The organism is Serratia sp. EC4, from assembly GCF_059652115.1.
The window spans coordinates 1,182,539-1,199,044 of the sequence record NZ_JBNIDE010000001.1 but is presented as its reverse complement, the minus strand read 5'-3'; the positions used below and the strand labels follow the sequence as shown (position 1 = coordinate 1,199,044).

16 protein-coding genes are annotated in these 16,506 nt (G+C 59.6%); 15 read left to right on the top strand and 1 reads right to left on the bottom strand.

The features are described 5' to 3' along the window. Positions 1–14: 14 nt before the first annotated feature. From nuoI to nuoN, 6 genes are all read left to right on the top strand, one after another. Positions 15–557, top strand: coding sequence for an NADH-quinone oxidoreductase subunit NuoI (nuoI, locus tag ACP39K_RS05605; protein WP_025160170.1), 543 nt, complete (start codon positions 15–17; stop codon positions 555–557). 13 nt (positions 558–570) lie between these two features. Continuing rightward, on the top strand, positions 571–1,128 hold the full coding sequence (gene nuoJ, locus ACP39K_RS05600; RefSeq protein WP_004936018.1) for an NADH-quinone oxidoreductase subunit J: 558 nt from the start codon (positions 571–573) through the stop codon (positions 1,126–1,128). Next, entirely contained in the window at positions 1,125–1,427 is a 303-nt protein-coding gene (gene nuoK / locus ACP39K_RS05595; RefSeq protein WP_004936014.1) for an NADH-quinone oxidoreductase subunit NuoK, read from the top strand. Before nuoJ ends, nuoK begins: the two co-directional genes overlap by 4 nt. Beyond that, positions 1,424–3,271 carry an NADH-quinone oxidoreductase subunit L gene (nuoL, locus tag ACP39K_RS05590; protein ID WP_015378577.1) on the top strand — a complete coding sequence of 616 codons (1,848 nt, stop codon included), beginning with the start codon at positions 1,424–1,426 and terminating at the stop codon, positions 3,269–3,271. Before nuoK ends, nuoL begins: the two co-directional genes overlap by 4 nt. A 95-nt stretch (positions 3,272–3,366) precedes the next feature. Continuing rightward, positions 3,367–4,896 (top strand): NADH-quinone oxidoreductase subunit M, encoded by a 1,530-nt coding sequence (nuoM, locus tag ACP39K_RS05585; protein WP_004936002.1) that lies wholly within the window; start codon positions 3,367–3,369, stop codon positions 4,894–4,896. Positions 4,897–4,902: 6 nt separating this feature from the next. Then, a complete protein-coding gene (nuoN, locus tag ACP39K_RS05580) occupies positions 4,903–6,360 on the top strand; it encodes an NADH-quinone oxidoreductase subunit NuoN (RefSeq protein WP_025303659.1) in 1,458 nt (485 codons plus the stop codon). Between the two features lie 60 nt (positions 6,361–6,420). Here the strand turns inward: nuoN and ACP39K_RS05575 are convergent, their stop codons facing one another. After that, complete coding sequence (locus ACP39K_RS05575) at positions 6,421–7,293, bottom strand: LysR family transcriptional regulator (RefSeq protein ID WP_197753382.1); 873 nt, start codon at positions 7,291–7,293, stop codon at positions 6,421–6,423. Between the two features lie 347 nt (positions 7,294–7,640). Between ACP39K_RS05575 and ACP39K_RS05570 the strand changes: the two genes are divergently transcribed. From ACP39K_RS05570 to elaB, 9 genes are all read left to right on the top strand, one after another. Next, complete coding sequence (locus ACP39K_RS05570; protein ID WP_033639785.1) at positions 7,641–9,470, top strand: thiamine pyrophosphate-binding protein; 1,830 nt, start codon at positions 7,641–7,643, stop codon at positions 9,468–9,470. Positions 9,471–9,552: 82 nt separating this feature from the next. Further along, positions 9,553–9,978, top strand: coding sequence for a cupin domain-containing protein (locus ACP39K_RS05565; protein WP_033639786.1), 426 nt, complete (start codon positions 9,553–9,555; stop codon positions 9,976–9,978). A 43-nt stretch (positions 9,979–10,021) separates the two neighbouring features. Beyond that, positions 10,022–10,885, top strand: a complete 864-nt coding sequence (locus ACP39K_RS05560) for a DMT family transporter (protein WP_497008354.1) — start codon at positions 10,022–10,024, stop codon at positions 10,883–10,885. A 19-nt stretch (positions 10,886–10,904) separates the two neighbouring features. Beyond that, a complete protein-coding gene (locus tag ACP39K_RS05555; protein WP_197788162.1) occupies positions 10,905–11,441 on the top strand; it encodes a DUF2938 family protein in 537 nt (178 codons plus the stop codon). 137 nt (positions 11,442–11,578) lie between these two features. Continuing rightward, positions 11,579–12,823, top strand: coding sequence for an MFS transporter (locus tag ACP39K_RS05550; protein ID WP_060444504.1), 1,245 nt, complete (start codon positions 11,579–11,581; stop codon positions 12,821–12,823). A 234-nt stretch (positions 12,824–13,057) separates the two neighbouring features. Further along, on the top strand, positions 13,058–13,567 hold the full coding sequence (locus ACP39K_RS05545; protein ID WP_033639791.1) for a DUF1097 domain-containing protein: 510 nt from the start codon (positions 13,058–13,060) through the stop codon (positions 13,565–13,567). 363 nt (positions 13,568–13,930) lie between these two features. Continuing rightward, positions 13,931–14,695 carry a gluconate 5-dehydrogenase gene (idnO, locus tag ACP39K_RS05540; protein ID WP_016926915.1) on the top strand — a complete coding sequence of 255 codons (765 nt, stop codon included), beginning with the start codon at positions 13,931–13,933 and terminating at the stop codon, positions 14,693–14,695. A gap of 22 nt (positions 14,696–14,717) precedes the next feature. Beyond that, positions 14,718–15,749: an L-idonate 5-dehydrogenase gene (gene idnD, locus ACP39K_RS05535; RefSeq protein ID WP_033639792.1), complete on the top strand. Its 1,032-nt coding sequence runs from the start codon at positions 14,718–14,720 to the stop codon at positions 15,747–15,749. Positions 15,750–15,830: 81 nt separating this feature from the next. Next, the gene (gene elaB / locus ACP39K_RS05530) at positions 15,831–16,142 is read left to right on the top strand and encodes a stress response protein ElaB (RefSeq protein ID WP_028127745.1); all 312 of its coding nucleotides are present in this window, start codon (positions 15,831–15,833) and stop codon (positions 16,140–16,142) included. Positions 16,143–16,506 lie beyond the last annotated feature (364 nt).

Here is a 16,506-nt window from a genome sequence, read left to right as displayed (position 1 = left end):
GGGGTGAATAAACCATGACATTGAAAGAGTTAGTGGTTGGTTTCGGCACCCAGGTGCGCAGCATTTGGATGATTGGCATGCATGCCTTCGCCAAGCGCGAAACCCAGATGTATCCGGAAGAACCGGTTTACCTGCCGCCGCGCTACCGCGGCCGCATCGTGCTGACGCGCGATCCGGACGGCGAAGAGCGCTGCGTCGCCTGTAACCTGTGTGCGGTTGCCTGCCCGGTCGGCTGTATCTCGCTGCAAAAGGCAGAACAGAAAGACGGTCGTTGGTATCCGGAGTTCTTCCGCATCAACTTCTCGCGCTGCATCTTCTGCGGCCTGTGCGAAGAGGCTTGCCCAACTACCGCTATCCAGCTGACGCCGGATTTCGAACTGGGCGAGTACAAGCGTCAGGATCTGGTGTACGAAAAAGAGGATCTGTTGATCTCGGGGCCGGGTAAATATCCGGAATATAACTTCTACCGGATGGCCGGTATGGCGATTGACGGCAAAGCCAAAGGCGAAGCCGAAAACGAAGCCAAACCGATCGACGTCAAAGGTCTGTTGCCCTAAGGAGCCAGCAAGCATGGAAATTGCATTTTATCTGGCAGGTTTGATTGCGGTGGCCGCGACGATTCGCGTGATCACCCATACCAACCCTGTGCATGCGCTGCTGTATCTGATCGTCTCGTTATTGGCGATCTCGGCAGTCTTCTTCTCTCTCGGCGCCTACTTTGCCGCCGCGTTGGAAATCATCGTTTATGCGGGCGCCATCATGGTGCTGTTCGTGTTCGTGGTGATGATGCTTAACCTCGGCAACGTGCAGCAGCAAGAGCGCGACTGGATGAAGCCGACGGTGTGGATCGGGCCTGGCCTGCTGTCGCTGGCGCTGCTGGTGGTATTGATCGTTGCGATCCGCAGCGTATCCGATCAGGGCATCAGCGGTGAGATGGTTGACGCGAAGGCGGTGGGCATCAGCCTGTTCGGGCCTTACGTACTGGCGGTTGAGCTGGCTTCAATGCTGCTGTTGGCGGGTTTGGTTGTCGCCTTCCATATCGGCCGCGAGCACAAACCTGGCGAGGTGCTGAGCAACGCGCCGGTGGGTGGCGAAATGGCGAGAAGAAAATCGGAGGAGCAAGCATGATCCCTCTTCAACACGGCCTGATCCTGGCGGCTATCCTGTTTGTGCTCGGGTTGACCGGGCTGCTGGTGCGCCGCAACCTGCTGTTTATGCTGATCAGCCTGGAAGTGATGATCAACGCTGCGGCGTTGGCGTTTATCGTGGCGGGAAGCTACTGGGGCCAGGCGGACGGGCAGGTGATGTACATCCTGGCGATCAGCCTGGCGGCAGCCGAGGCCAGTATCGGTCTGGCGCTGCTGCTGCAGCTCTACCGTCGTCGTCATACCCTGAATATTGATACTGTCAGTGAGATGCGCGGATGAACCTATTATATTTAACAATTCTGCTACCGCTGATCGGGTTCCTGCTGTTGGCATTTTCCCGCGGTCGTTGGTCTGAAAACACGGCGGCCACCGTCGGCGTGGGTTCTATCGGCCTGGCTGCGCTGGTTACGGTGTATGTGGCGATGGATTTCTTCGCCCAGAAAGCCGCCGGCGTGCAGCTGTTCGAGCAAAGCCTGTGGACCTGGATGGCCGTCGGCAACTTCAATATCGGCGTGACCCTGGTGCTGGACGGCCTGTCGCTGACCATGCTGTCGGTGGTCACCGGCGTCGGCTTCTTCATCCACATGTTCGCTTCCTGGTACATGCGCGGTGAAGAGGGCTATTCGCGCTTCTTCGCTTACACCAACCTGTTTATCGCCAGCATGGTGGTATTGGTGCTGGCGGACAACCTGCTGCTGATGTATCTGGGTTGGGAAGGCGTGGGCCTGTGCAGCTACCTGTTGATCGGTTTCTACTATAAAGATCCGGCCAACGGCGCGGCGGCGATGAAAGCCTTTATCGTCACCCGCGTGGGCGATGTGTTCCTGGCGTTCGCGCTGTTCATCCTCTACAACGAGCTGGGCACGCTGAACATCCGCGAGCTGATGATCCTGGCGCCGCAGAAACTGGCGGTGGGCGATACGGCCATCACCTGGGCGACCCTGATGCTGCTGGGCGGCGCGGTCGGTAAATCGGCGCAGCTGCCGTTGCAAACCTGGTTGGCGGACGCGATGGCGGGCCCAACCCCGGTTTCCGCACTGATCCACGCGGCGACCATGGTGACCGCGGGCGTCTATCTGATCGCCCGCACGCACGGCCTGTTCCTGATGGCGCCGGAAGTGCTGCACCTGGTGGGCATCGTCGGTGCGGTCACTCTGCTGCTGGCCGGCTTCGCCGCGCTGGTGCAGACCGACATCAAGCGCGTGCTCGCTTACTCCACCATGAGCCAGATCGGTTACATGTTCCTGGCGCTGGGCGTGCAGGCATGGGACGCGGCGATCTTCCACCTGATGACCCACGCGTTCTTCAAGGCGCTGCTGTTCCTGTCGTCCGGTTCGGTGATCCTGGCTTGCCACCACGAGCAAAACATCTTCAAGATGGGCGGTCTGCGCAAGAGCATCCCGCTGGTGTACGTCTGCTTCCTGGTGGGTGGCGCGGCGCTGTCCGCGTTGCCGCTGGTCACGGCCGGCTTCTTCAGTAAGGACGAGATCCTGGCGGGCGCGATGGCTAACGGCCACATCAACCTGATGGTTGCCGGCCTGGTCGGTGCGTTCATGACCTCGCTGTACACCTTCCGTATGATTTTCATCGTGTTCCATGGCGAAGAGAAAATCAAAGCGCATGCCGGTAAAGGCATCACTCACCACCTGCCGCTGCTGGTTCTGCTGGTGCTGTCCACCTTCGTCGGCGCGATGATCGTGCCGCCGTTGCAGGGCGTGCTGCCGGAGACGACTGAACTGGCGCACGGCAGCGTGCTGACGCTGGAAATCACCTCCGGCGTGGTGGCTATCGTCGGCATTCTGCTGGCGGCCGCGCTGTGGCTGGGCAAACGCAGCCTGGTCAACAGCATCGCCAACAGCGCGCCGGGTCGTTTCTTCTCGACCTGGTGGTTCCATGCCTGGGGCTTCGATTGGCTGTATGACAAAGTGTTCGTCAAGCCGTACCTGGGCATTGCGAAGCTGCTGCAGCGCGATCCGCTGAACTCGCTGATGAACCTGCCGGCCGTCTTCTCCCGCTGGGGGAACCGCGGTCTGACGGTGAGCGAGAACGGCCAGGTGCGTTGGTATATAGCGTCTATGGGTGTGGGTGCAGTGGTCGTATTGGCTCTGTTGATTTTGGTTTAATTGAATAATTTAAACAGACGCATTTTTCGGGCGTAGCGCCGGGCAGGCGCTACGTACAAAGTTTGAAATTATTCGTATAAGGGACACAAAACGCCATGCTATTACCTTGGCTAATTCTTATCCCCTTTATCGGCGGTCTGCTGTGCTGGCAGCTTGAGCGCTTCGGTACTAAGGTGCCGCGCTGGATAGCGCTGATCGCAATGGGGCTGACGTTGGCGCTCTCTCTGCAGCTGTGGATGCAGGGCGGCTATACATTGACCACGCCGAAAGGCATTCCGCAGTGGCAGAGCGAATTCCTGCTGCCGTGGATCCCGCGCTTCGGCATCTCCATCCACCTGGCGCTGGACGGTCTGTCGCTGCTGATGGTGGTGTTGACCGGTCTGCTGGGCGTGCTGGCGATCCTCTGTTCCTGGCGTGAAATCCAGAAATATCAGGGCTTCTTCCACCTCAACCTGCTGTGGATCCTGGGCGGCGTTATCGGCGTGTTCCTCGCCATCGACATGTTCCTGTTCTTCTTCTTCTGGGAAATGATGTTGGTGCCGATGTACTTCCTGATCGCGCTGTGGGGCCACAAGGCGTCGGACGGTAAAACCCGCATCACCGCGGCGACCAAGTTCTTTATCTACACCCAGGCCAGCGGTCTGGTGATGCTGATTGCGATCCTGGGCCTGGTGTTCGTGCACTACAACGCCACCGGCGTGTGGACCTTTGATTACGAAGACCTGCTGCAAACGCCGATGTCCCACAACGTGCAATATCTGCTGATGCTGGGCTTCTTCATCGCCTTCGCGGTGAAAATGCCGGTGGTGCCGCTGCACGGCTGGTTGCCGGACGCGCACAGCCAGGCGCCGACCGCAGGTTCTGTCGACCTGGCGGGCATCTTGCTGAAAACCGCGGCCTACGGCCTGCTGCGTTTCAGCCTGCCGCTGTTCCCTGAGGCTTCGCACGAGTTTGCGCCAATCGCCATGTGGCTGGGCGTGGTCGGCATCTTCTACGGCGCCTGGATGGCGTTCGCGCAGACCGACATCAAGCGTCTTATCGCCTACACCTCGGTATCGCACATGGGCTTCGTGCTGATCGCCATCTACACCGGCAGCCAGCTGGCTTACCAGGGCGCCGTGATCCAGATGATCGCGCACGGTCTGTCCGCCGCCGGTATGTTTATCATCTGCGGCCAGCTGTATGAGCGCCTGCACACCCGTGACATGCGTCAGATGGGCGGCCTGTGGGGGCGTATCAAGTTCATCCCTGCGCTGTCGCTGTTCTTCGCCGTGGCTACGCTGGGGATGCCGGGTACCGGTAACTTCGTCGGCGAATTCATGATTCTGTTCGGCAGCTACCAGGTGGTGCCGGTGATCACCGTGATCTCCACCTTCGGTCTGGTGTTCGCTTCGGTTTACTCGCTGATCATGATGCAGCGCGCTTACTACGGTGCGCCTAAGTCAGACCAGCCGCTGCAGGGCATGACCGCGCGCGAATTGTTCATCATTCTGCTGCTGGTGGTGTTGCTGGTTCTGCTGGGGGTTTACCCGCAGCCGATTCTGGATACTTCCAACGCGGCGATGAGCAACGTGCAACACTGGTTTGGTTCGTCAGTTTCAGCAATTTCAACAACAAGGCCGTAATTCGCCATGACAATAACTCCTCAACAACTGATCGCACTGCTGCCGCTGTTGATCGTCGGATTGACGGTGGTGGTTGTGATGCTAGGCATTGCGTGGCGACGCGACCACTTTATCAACGCCACCCTGACCGTGATCGGTCTCAACCTGGCGCTGCTTTCGCTGTACTTTGTCGGCCAGGCAGGCCCAATGGACGTCACCCCGCTGCTGCGGGTTGACGGCTACTCGATGTTCTACACCGGGCTGGTGCTGCTGGCGAGTCTGGCGACCTGCACCTTCGCCTATCCGTGGCTGGTCGGCTATCCGGATAACCGCGAAGAGTTCTACCTGCTGGTGCTGATCGCCGCCATGGGCGGCATCCTGCTGGCGAGCGCCAACCATCTGGCTTCGCTGTTCATCGGCATTGAGCTTATCTCGCTGCCGCTGTTCGGCCTGGTGGGCTACGCCTATCGCCAGAAGCGCCCGCTGGAAGCCGCCATCAAGTACATGCTGCTGTCCGCCGCCGCGTCGTCGTTCTTGCTGTTCGGCATGGCGCTGCTGTACGCCGAATCCGGCGATCTGTCGCTGGCCGGCCTCGGCAAGAGCCTGCAGGAAAACATGATGCACCAGCCGCTGATCCTGGCCGGCATGGGCATGATGATCGTCGGTCTGGGCTTCAAGCTGTCGCTGGTGCCGTTCCAACTGTGGACGCCGGACGTGTATCAGGGCGCGCCTGCGCCGGTTTCGACCTTCCTGGCGACCGCCAGCAAGATCGCGATCTTCGCGGTCGTGATGCGTCTGTTCCTGTATGCCCCGGCCGCCGACAACGAAGCGCTGCGCCTGGTGCTGTCGATCATCGCGTTCTGTTCTATCTTGTTCGGCAACCTGATGGCCATCAGCCAGACCAACATCAAGCGTCTGCTGGGTTACTCGTCGATCGCTCACCTGGGCTACCTGCTGGTGGCGCTGATTGCGGTGCAAACCCATCAGCTGTCGCTGGAAACCGCCGGCGTTTATCTGGCCGGTTACCTGTTCAGCAGCCTGGGCGCCTTCGGCGTGGTCAGCCTGATGTCCAGCCCATACCGCGGCCCGGATGCGGATTCGCTGTTCTCTTACCGCGGCCTGTTCTGGCATAAGCCAATCTTGTCCGCGGTGATGACGGTGATGATGCTGTCGCTGGCCGGTATTCCGATGACGCTGGGCTTTATCGGTAAGTTCTTCGTGATCGCAATGGGCGTCAGCGCACACCTGTGGTGGCTGACCGGCGCAGTCGTGGTAGGCAGCGCCATCGGCCTGTACTACTACCTGCGCGTGACCGTCAGCCTGTTCCTCAGCGCGCCGGAATCGCTGCAGCGCGATACCCCGAACAACTGGGCGTTGACCGCCGGTGGCGTCGTGGTGCTGATCTCCGCCGCGCTGGTGCTGCTGTTGGGTGTTTATCCGCAGCCGCTGATTTCGCTGGTGCAGATGGCGCAGCCGACGTTCTGATAACGCTTCAGACAGTAAAAAGGTCGCTTCGGCGGCCTTTTTTTATGGGCGAAACGGCGCTCAGCCGTAATGGGCGCTAAACGACGTTTCCAGCGCCTGCACCACCGCCCGCACGCGGGCGGCGCGTTGCAAATCGGGGTGCAGCACCAGCCAGATATCCACCCAGTCCTTGTTCTCCGGGAACAGGCGCACCAGCTCCGGGTCTTTGTCCGCCAAAAAAGCGGAGAGCAGGCCGATGCCCAGCCCGCTGCGAGTGGCGGAACGCAGCAGCAGCTGCGAATTGCATTGCAGCACGACGTTGGGCTCGTGCAGAGCCTCGCCGCAGAAATTGTTCCAGTGGCGCGGCACCAGCTCGCGCGGGAACATCAGCAGATCGTGGCCGCGCAACTGCTCGCCCTTGACCGGCATGCCGCGCCGCGCCAAATAGTGCTGAGTGGCGTACAGGCCCATTTCGATGGTGGCTAACCGTTTGATGATCAGCTCATCGTCATCGGGACGGGCGCCGCGGATCGCCAGATCTGCGCCGTGGTAAGAAATATCGGCGATGTTGACCGCCGTCAGCAGCGTGACGGTGATGGCCGGATAGCGTTCCCGCAGATCTTGCAGCGCCGGCATCACGAAGGCTTCGGCCAGGGTATCGGTAGTGGCGATGCGCACGTTGCCGCACAGGCTTTCGTCACCGCTGGCGGCTTTACGGTTGATCGCCTGCACCGCATTTTCCATCTTCATCACGTCCGCCAGCATTTCTTCCCCCAGCGGGCTGAGGGAGAAGGATTTCGGCGTGCGGATAAACAGCTTGGAGCCGAGCGCGTCTTCGAAAGCGGAGAGCCGTCGGCCGACGGTCGCCTGATCGACATGCAGCTGGCTGGCGGCTTTGCGTAGCGTGCCGCAGCGCGCAACGGCGAGAAAAAATCGGGCGTCGTCCCAGTTCATTGCGCACCTCCTCTGTACAGACTGGCGGGAGGGGGAAGGAAGCGGTGTGATGCGGTGTTTATTCTGGTGTGGGGACCGAAAAAAATGCTTCGTATCATCATTATTTATAATGTTTCAGGATATGTATAAATGCATCACCGTGAAGCGGTTTTGCACCTTTATTTTTGTCTGGTAATGCTTATTCTTATCGGCGCTTATGCTGCGACCCGACGCATATTTTACACCAAGGCTACCCTAATGCATAAGCAATACGAATAAGAGCCGGTTCCCGTTATTTCTGGGCGACCGCCAAGTGGGATCGACTCTGAATCAAGTTAGCTCACGATGATATGACTGGATATAAAAAAATGGAGTCTCACGCAGAGATGCTGTGCCCCCCCGTTGCGCTGGCGACGGAGGACGGAGTCAGAGTTACCGTGGCGCCAGGCGCCGAGAAGATGGAACGCAACAACGCCGATATCATTATTCAAGGCCTTGCAGCGCGCGGCATTCAACATATCTTTTTGGTCCCCGGCAAACTGGTTTACCCGTTAATCACTTCTATTGACCGTTCCGAGATTGTCGGCATCGTCGGTGCCCATGAAACCGCATGCGGATTTATGGCCGATGGCTATGCCCGCGCCAGCCGAAAGTTTGGCGTCTGCTTGGGCATTTCAGGCCCCGGCACCATGAATTTCCTGCCGGCGATGGCCGCCGCGCAAGCCGATAAGATCCCCGTGCTGTACCTGGCCGGCAGCATCGCCACCTATCACGAGGCGCAGGGCGCTTTTCAGGACGGCAGCAACAGCGGCATCGATGAGCTGACCATCGTCAAACCGTTGCTTTGCGCCGCGATAGAAACGAAAAACAACCTGACCTTGCAGCATGAGCTGCGCCGCAGCCTCTCCAGTCTGAACCCACAGCGGAAAGGGCGCGCCTATCTGAGCGTGCCGGTCGACATGCAGAAGAAAACCGCGTTCGGCGATCGTCGCGACCAGCCTGAGCGAGTGCCGCAGCACCGTGAAGCGGCCGTGGATGTGCAAGCGGTGGAACAGCTGCTGCATGATTATCTGCTGCGCGGCCTGAACGTCGCCTGCCTGGTGGGCAACCGGATGAACAATCCGCAGGATGCCGCGCTGTTGTTGCGGGTAGCGGAAAAATACCGCTTGCCTGTCGCCACGACGTTGTCCGGCAAGGGCGCGTTTCCCGAAGGGCACGCCCTGGCATTAGGGGTCTACGGTTTTGCCGGGCATGCCCGCGCGGTAGAAACCCTCAACGGTGAAGGCGTCGACGTGCTGCTGGTGCTGGGCTGCGATCTCAGCCAGCGCGACAGTCTGAACTGGAACCCGAGACTGCACGGCAATAAAACGCTGGTGGCGATCGACGAAGACTTCGACAAAGTGAGCTCGCATTACCAGCCGGATCTGCAGATATTTTCCAGCCTGAGCGGTACGTTGCACTGTTTGTTGGCCGCGGTTGGCGATGAGGACGCGCGGCTTGGCGACGCGGCTCACTTGCGTGACGCCTGGTTGGAAGGGGTTCGCGCACTGCCGCTGGAACAGCCGCAGCCGACGTTGCAGGCGCGCATCGCCCAGGGCGAAAGCCGGCTGTATCCCGGCGATGCGATTAAACACATTCGCAGCCGCATGAATCCGGATACCAACGTCGTGGTCGATTCGGGCGCACACCGCATTTTCATGGCGCATCACTGGCTGGCGGCCGGGCGGGGGGATTATCACACCTCCAGCTCCCTGGCGCCGATGGGGTGGGCCATTTGCGCGGGCATCGGCATCAAGCTGGCGGCACCGCAGCGGGATTGCGTCGTGGTGACAGGCGACGGTTGCATGCTGATGCACGGCATCGAAATTCAGACCGCCGCGCGCTATGGCGTGAAGGTGGTGTTCGTGGTGATGAACAACAGCGCGCACGGCGCCATGCACATCGACACGCTGCAAAATCGCGGCATTTCCGCCGACTATACCGCCTTGCCCAACCATGACTGGAAAGCGTTTGCCAACAGCCTGGGGGTCGCCTCCGCGAAGGCGGAGACGCTGGAGGATCTGGACGAAGCCCTCGACGCCGCGGCGAAACATCCGGGGCCGTACCTCATCGAAGTGATGGTGGGCAACTTTGCGGCGCCTAACCGCTACTACGCCGAGAGCATCGCGGAATACGAGCAGCGCATCAAAGGACTGTAGCACAACGCTGTTTTTTCAACTCGCCAGGTTCACCGCGCGCGGCGCCTGGCATTTTTACTCGCGGCAGTCATGGAGCGATCAGATGGTTAAGTGGAGCATTTTGGCATTGTTGGCAGTATTTCAGGGGCCGGTTCAGGCTGCCGAGGGGCATGGCGAAGGCATCGTCAAAACGACGTTGCTCAAGACCGACAGCGCGTGGGAGGGCACGGCATATCGTCAGTATCCCGCCGGCGCACCGCAGATCACCATGCTGAAGGTGACGGTAGAGCCGAACAAGGTACTGGCCTGGCATACGCATCCTTGCATCAGCGCAGTGTACATGAGCGGCGGCAGCGTTTCGCTCACCGTCAGGAAAACCGGTGAACGCCGCACGTTCCGGCAGGGGGATTCGTTTACCGATACCGTGGATATCGTGCACCAGGGCGTTTCCGGCGAGCAAGGCGCCGAAATGCTGGTGTTCTTCGCTTGCGCGGACGATAAACCGTTGACGGTGAAAGCCGCCGGGTAGTGTTGATACGGCCCAGACCAAAGGCCGTTAATAAGAGAAGATCATGGTAGCTTTGTGGATGGTCGTCGCCAGCGGGTTCTTTGCGCTGATGGGTGCTTGCATCAAGTTGGCGTCGACGACGGTCGGATTTTTCGACATCATTTTTTATCGTTCTCTCATCAATGTGCTGATCGTCGCGGCGCTGATCAAGATCCAGCGCCTCGGTTTTCGCACCCGTCATCTCGGATTGCATATGAAGCGGGCGGCGATAGGCAATGCGGCGATGTACTGCGGTTTTTATTCGCTGATACATCTGCCGATCGCCACCGCCACCACGTTGGGTTATACCAATCCCCTCTTTCAGTCGGCGATCGCGTTCATCACGACCCGAGGGCAACTGACCTGTCGGCTGTTGTTTTCCGTGCTGTTGGGCTTTGCCGGCATTTTGGTATTGCTGCGCCCCGACGCCCCCAACGGGGAGTACGTTGCCACGCTGGTCGGGCTGGCGGCCGGTCTGTTGACCGCGCTGGCTTACTTTAACGTCGGCAAGCTGGTGCGGCGCGGAGAGCCGGAACTGCGCGTGGTGTTCTATTTCTCGCTGGTGGGAACGCTGGTTGGCGGCCTGATGACTGCGTTACTGGGCTTTTCCTTGCTGGACGGCGCAATGCTGCTGTGCGTCTGCGCCATCGGCGTCTTCGGCAGCCTGGGGCAGATCGCCATGACTCGCGCCTACGGGGGCGGCAATGCGGTGATTGTCAGCATTCTCTCTTACAGCACCATTATTTTCTCTACGCTGCTTGGCTATCTGATATTTGGCGAACAGCAGTCTTATATCGCCGCCGCCGGTATGGCGCTGATCGTGTTGTCCGGCGCGTTGGCGGTGCGCAAGCGTGCTTCGGCCAAGTCCGAGCAGGCGGCGGTGGCATAACGTGATAAGGAACGAAACAATGAACATGCGTCCGGTTGGCGGCATGGCGATGGCGGTCTTGTTTGGCATGGTGGCGACGTTGATGATGGATGGGGTGAACAGTGTAGCCTCCAGCGTCGGTCTCATCGGCAAGCTCAACCTGGCCTTCATCGGCAAACTGATGAATCAATGGCTGCAGGGGCAATTTTGGTTTTTGCGGCCTGGCGACATTCCCGATGTGCCAGAGGCTCTGATGATGGGCTACGGCGCGCACTATTTTGCCGGCATTAGCCTGGCGATCCCGTTCTATTGCCTGATCTGCCCGCGCATTAAGTCCGGGGGCGGCCTGTTCGTCGGGGCGCTGACGTATGGCCTGGCCTGCTCGCTGATCTCGCTGTGCTTCATTTATCCCTCGGTGGGGTTGGGGCTTTGGGGAATGGCCGGCAAAAATCCGGCTTTGCTGATCGCCAGCCTGGCCAACCATGCAGTGTATGGCGTGGCATTGGGCGGTTGCGCCATCGCCTGGCGGCGTCGCATGCTGCAGAAATGCATGCCTGGCGCTGCGATGCTGCATTAATGAATCACGATGATGCATTCTTGGCTATTTTGGGCGTGATAGCCCAACGCTATGATAAGCGCGCTTCCTGAAGCCGCGTGGCCTACGGGAAGGCGCATTTATTTAGGGCGAATGCCTGATCGATTCGGGAGTTGAACATGTCAGAAAGTATCGCCGTTGAAGAAACGGCTAAAGCGAAGGCGGGTACATCGCATTTCGCTATCTTGCTGTTTCTGGCGTTGGCATTGATGTCAGCGCTGTTGAACAGCAGCGCGCCGACGCCGCTTTATCCGCTTTATCAACATGAGCTGGCGTTGAGCTCGGTCAGCCTGACGATCATCTACGGCGCTTATGCCGCCGGCGTGCTGATTTCGCTGTTCGGCGTAGGCAACATGGCGGGGAAAGTAAAAGACCTGCGCAGCATGATCGTGCCGGCGCTGTTGGTGGTGTTGCTTGGCGCGCTGCTGTTTTCGGTGGCGTCATCGTTCTTCATGATGTTTATGGCGCGGCTGCTGGCCGGCGTCGGCACCGGCGCCCTGACCGGTGCGGCGAATATCGCGTTGGTGCGTTTCGGGCCGCAGGACGGCGGAAAAAATGCGGCGTTGATCGCGACGCTGTCCTTTACCACCGGATTGGCCCTGGGCCCGATCTTTAGCGGCGTCGCCCTGCAAACCGGTTTTCATACCACGTCATTGCCGTTCATCATCATCATGGCCATCGCCGCCGTCGCCGCACTGGGCGTGATGCTGCGTTGGCCGCGAGAGGCGGTGGCGGCGCAGGCCGATAGCGCAGCGGCGGATAACGCGCCGGTGGCGAAGAGCTCTCTGGCGGATGGCCTGCGCGCGACCGGCGGCAAATTCTTCCTGTGCGCCGGGGCGTTGTTCATTTGTTGGGCGGTTGCCGCCAGCATTCTGGCGATAGGGCCGAGCGTCGCCGAAAAGCTGTTGGATATGCAGAGCCGTGGCGTCTTTGGCTATGTGGTCGCCGTCTATCTGGTGATTGCCGGCATCAGCCAGATTTTGAGTCGTCGCATCAACGCCCGCCATTCGCTGATGTTCGGCTGCCTGGCTCAGGCTTTGTCGGTCGGGGTGTTCGCCGTGGCGATTCAGATCCATTCGCTGGCGCTGGCCGCCGCAGGCATGGTGATCGCCGGTTACGCCTATGGCGCGATCTTCGTCGGCAGCGCCACGCTGGTGAATCTGATTTCACCGAAAGCCAGCCATGCGCGTTTGATCTCCCTGTTCTACGTGATCGCGTATATCGCTAACTGGGTGCCGATCCTGTTGGGCGTTGTGATCGACCACGCCGATTTGCATTTGGCGACCCACTTGTTATTCCTGAGCAGCGCCGTGATTTGTTTGACGTTGAGCGTCATGGTAACGCGTGCGGGCTTCCCACGCTGAAACCTGCGTTCGGGAGGGGGCGACAGGCGTCGCATGTAGGCATTGCATTTGAGATCGTGATTTCCCTGGTGTTGTGTTATTCCAGCGTGCCCGTCACGCTGGCTTTTTTTTGTGATAATCATTGCTTTTTTGATATTTCCATTTCCTTGTTTACATTTTTTTCGTGATTTTAATCACGAAAAAATAACTCGCTTCGGGTAAACTGCGCGCTTTATTTTTGCCGCGGGTCACTTTATGAACGTTCTTTTCGCCATTGCCGTTACTACCGGGATCCTCTCCGGCGTTTGGGGCTGGGTTGCCGTCAGCCTGGGGCTGATCGGTTGGGCCGGTTTTCTGGGCTGCACGGCGTATTTCGCCTGCCCGCAGGGCGGGCTGAAAGGGCTGTTGATTGGCGCGTTGACCTGCTGCAGCGGTGTCTTCTGGGCAATGGCGATCATCCGCGGCAGCGAACTGGCCCCGCAGTGGAATCTGCTGGGGTATCTGCTGACCGGCGTTGTGGCGTTCCTGATGTGCATTCAGGCCAAACAGCAGTGGCTGGGGTTCGTGCCCGGCACCTTTATCGGTGCCTGCGCGACCTTCGCCGGCGGCGGCGATTGGCCGCTGGTGACGCTTTCCCTGCTGGTGGGGCTGCTATTCGGCTATGCGATGAAAAACAGCGGTCTGTGGTGGGCGGCGCGCAGCGAAAAAGCCCGCGCTACGCCGCCGGTTGGCCCGAATGTCGGCTCAAACGGTGCCGCCGAGTGAGAGACGGCAGTTCACCACCAGCGTTTGGTCACCCGGCGTTTGGGTTACGCCGGCCCATAGTGTGATGTCCTGTCGCATAACGCGGAGGTGTTTCATTCGGTGGCCTTCACGGGCGGCGCGGCAAGGGGGATAGCGGTATGTTAACCCATCGATTTGGCGATAACAATGAATGCACTTCTATTGGAAATAGCCATTTTTCAATCGGATAGATGATCTTTCCCCTCTTGCTGCCTGCGTGAGATCACGTTAAGGGTAACAAGGTTTCGTAACATGATTTTCAGTGATTTCCATCACGTTTTTACCGGTAACAATCGGCTGAGATAGAGGCCTGTCCGATTGGAGGCCTGATGGCCGGGAATCACCATGAACAATCTGTTTTCACTGGATAACAAGACCGTCTTGATCACCGGCGCCTCGCGCGGCATCGGTTTTCTGCTGGCACGCGGCCTGGCGCAGCAAGGCGCGCATATTCTGATCAACGCCACCACCGAAGAACATGCCCGGCACGCCGCCGATCGTTTGCGCGAAGAGGGGCTGCGCGCCGAGGCGGCGGCGTTCGACGTCACCGACTCTCAGGCGGTGCATGCCGCCATCGACCGTATCGAAGCGGACATCGGCGCGATAGACGTTTTGATCAACAACGCCGGCATCCAGCGCCGCCACCCGTTCACCGAGTTTCCGGAGCAAGACTGGGACGACATCATCGCCGTCAACCAGAAGGCGGTCTTCATCGTGTCACAGACCGTGGCGCGTTACATGGTGCCGCGCCGGCGCGGCAAGATAGTCAATATCGGCTCGATGCAAAGTGAGCTGGGCCGCGACACCATCACCCCTTATGCGGCGTCCAAAGGGGCGGTGAAAATGCTCACGCGCGGCATGTGCGTGGAGCTGGCGCGCTACAATATTCAAGTCAACGGCATTGCCCCCGGCTACTTCAAAACCGAGATGACGCAGGCGCTGGCCGACGATCCGGCCTTCACCGCCTGGCTGACCCAACGCACGCCCGCCGCGCGCTGGGGCGATCCGCAGGAGCTGATCGGTGCGGCGGTGTTCCTGGCCGCCGACGCCTCCGCCTTCGTCAACGGGCAACTGCTGTTTGTCGATGGCGGCATGTCGGCGGCGGTGTAACCTTTTTCCGTGGAGTCTGGAGATGAAAATTCAAACCCAGTCCTGCGTGGTCAACGGCAAGCGAGACGTGGCGGTGATCGCGCAAGAAGTGGATTATCGGGGGCAGGGAACGCTGGTGAAAATCAGCCGCGGCGGCATCTGCGGCTCGGATCTGCATTACTTCCAGGAAGGCAAGGTCGGCAATTTTCAGGTGCGTCAGCCGATGGTGCTGGGCCATGAGGTGATCGGTGAGGTGGTCGCCAGCGATTCGCCGCAGTTGCCGGTCGGGCAGAAGGTGGCGCTCAATCCCAGCAAACCCTGCGGGCAGTGTAAATACTGTCTGGCGCAGCAAAGCAATCAATGCGTCGAGATGCGCTTTTTCGGCAGCGCGATGTATTTTCCGCACGTCGACGGCGCTTTTACCCAATACAAAGTGGTGGATAGCGCGCAGTGCATTCCTTACGCCGCCGATCGCGACGACAGGGTGATGGTGTTCGCCGAACCGCTGGCGGTGGCTGTCCACGCGGCGAAGCAGCCCGGCGATGTGACGGGGAAAAAGATTTTCGTGTCCGGCGTTGGCCCGATCGGCTGTCTGCTGGTGGCGGCGCTGAAAGCGCTGGGCGCTGCCGAGATTGTCTGCGCCGATCTCAGTCCGCGCTGCCTGGCGATCGCGAGGCAAATGGGGGCAAATCGGTGCCTGCATGCTGCGGACGATGATTTTAGCGACTATCAGCAGGACAAGGGCTATTTCGACGTCGCCTTCGAAGTGGCGGGACATCCGCTGTCGCTGCAGCGCTGCCTGGAGCTCACCCGCGCCAAAGGCACTGTGGTGCAGGTGGGCATGGGCGGCAGCTTCCCCGATTTTCCGCTGATGTTGTTGATTGCCAAGGAACTGAATCTGCTTGGATCGTTCCGCTTCGTGGCGGAGTTCGCGTTGGCGGTGGCCTGGCTGGCCGACGGCGTGATCGATCCGCTGCCGTTGCTGTCGGCGGAATTCGCCAGTGGGCAGTTGGCGCAGGCGCTGACGTTTGCCGGCGATAAACGCCAGGCCGCCAAGGTGCAATTGGTGTTTTAGGGTAAAAGTCCGATGGCCGCAGGCGGTGATCCTTGTCTATAGTGTAGGAACGCTTAATTTTTCAACCACGGAGATCTCACGATGGCAAGACATACGGATGCTGAGCAAACTACGCTGGATGACGATCTGAGAATGCTGACCGAGACGCTGGAAGAAGTGCTGCAATACACCGGCGATCGCGCGGATCAGGCCTATATCGACATCAAGTCGCACGCCGAGCAGGCGCTGAGTGAGGTCAAGGCGCGCTGGGCGAACACGGGCGAATCCTACTATGCGCGCGCCAAAGAAGCGGTGCACCGCACCGACGACTACGTGCGGGACAAACCCTGGCACGGCGTGGGCATCGGCGCCACCGTCGGGCTGGTGTTGGGGCTGCTGCTGGCCCGCAAATAAATCATGTCATCGGGGCGGCGCAGGCCGCCTCGTGCTCTTCTGCAGACTGTGTCGTTCATCCCGCCGTTTCCCCGATCGCTTGCCCTTATCCCGCCTATACTTCCCGCTAGCCGCCGTTGGAGCGCCTCTATTTCCCTTGTTTTTGTATGGACGGATTGAGCCGGCATCGCCGCAAGTGTAAAGTATTTGTGTTCTAATTGTTTATTTTTTGTTCTAAATCAAATAATTATCTGGTGTAAACACTCAGGGATATACGGCGTTTTTGCGCTGGCGCAAAAGCCGTGAAAATAACACCTCATATAATACAGAGCGTAACTACAGGCGCGGCGTTCGTCGGCTGCGCCGGAGACGATCTCTGCTAACT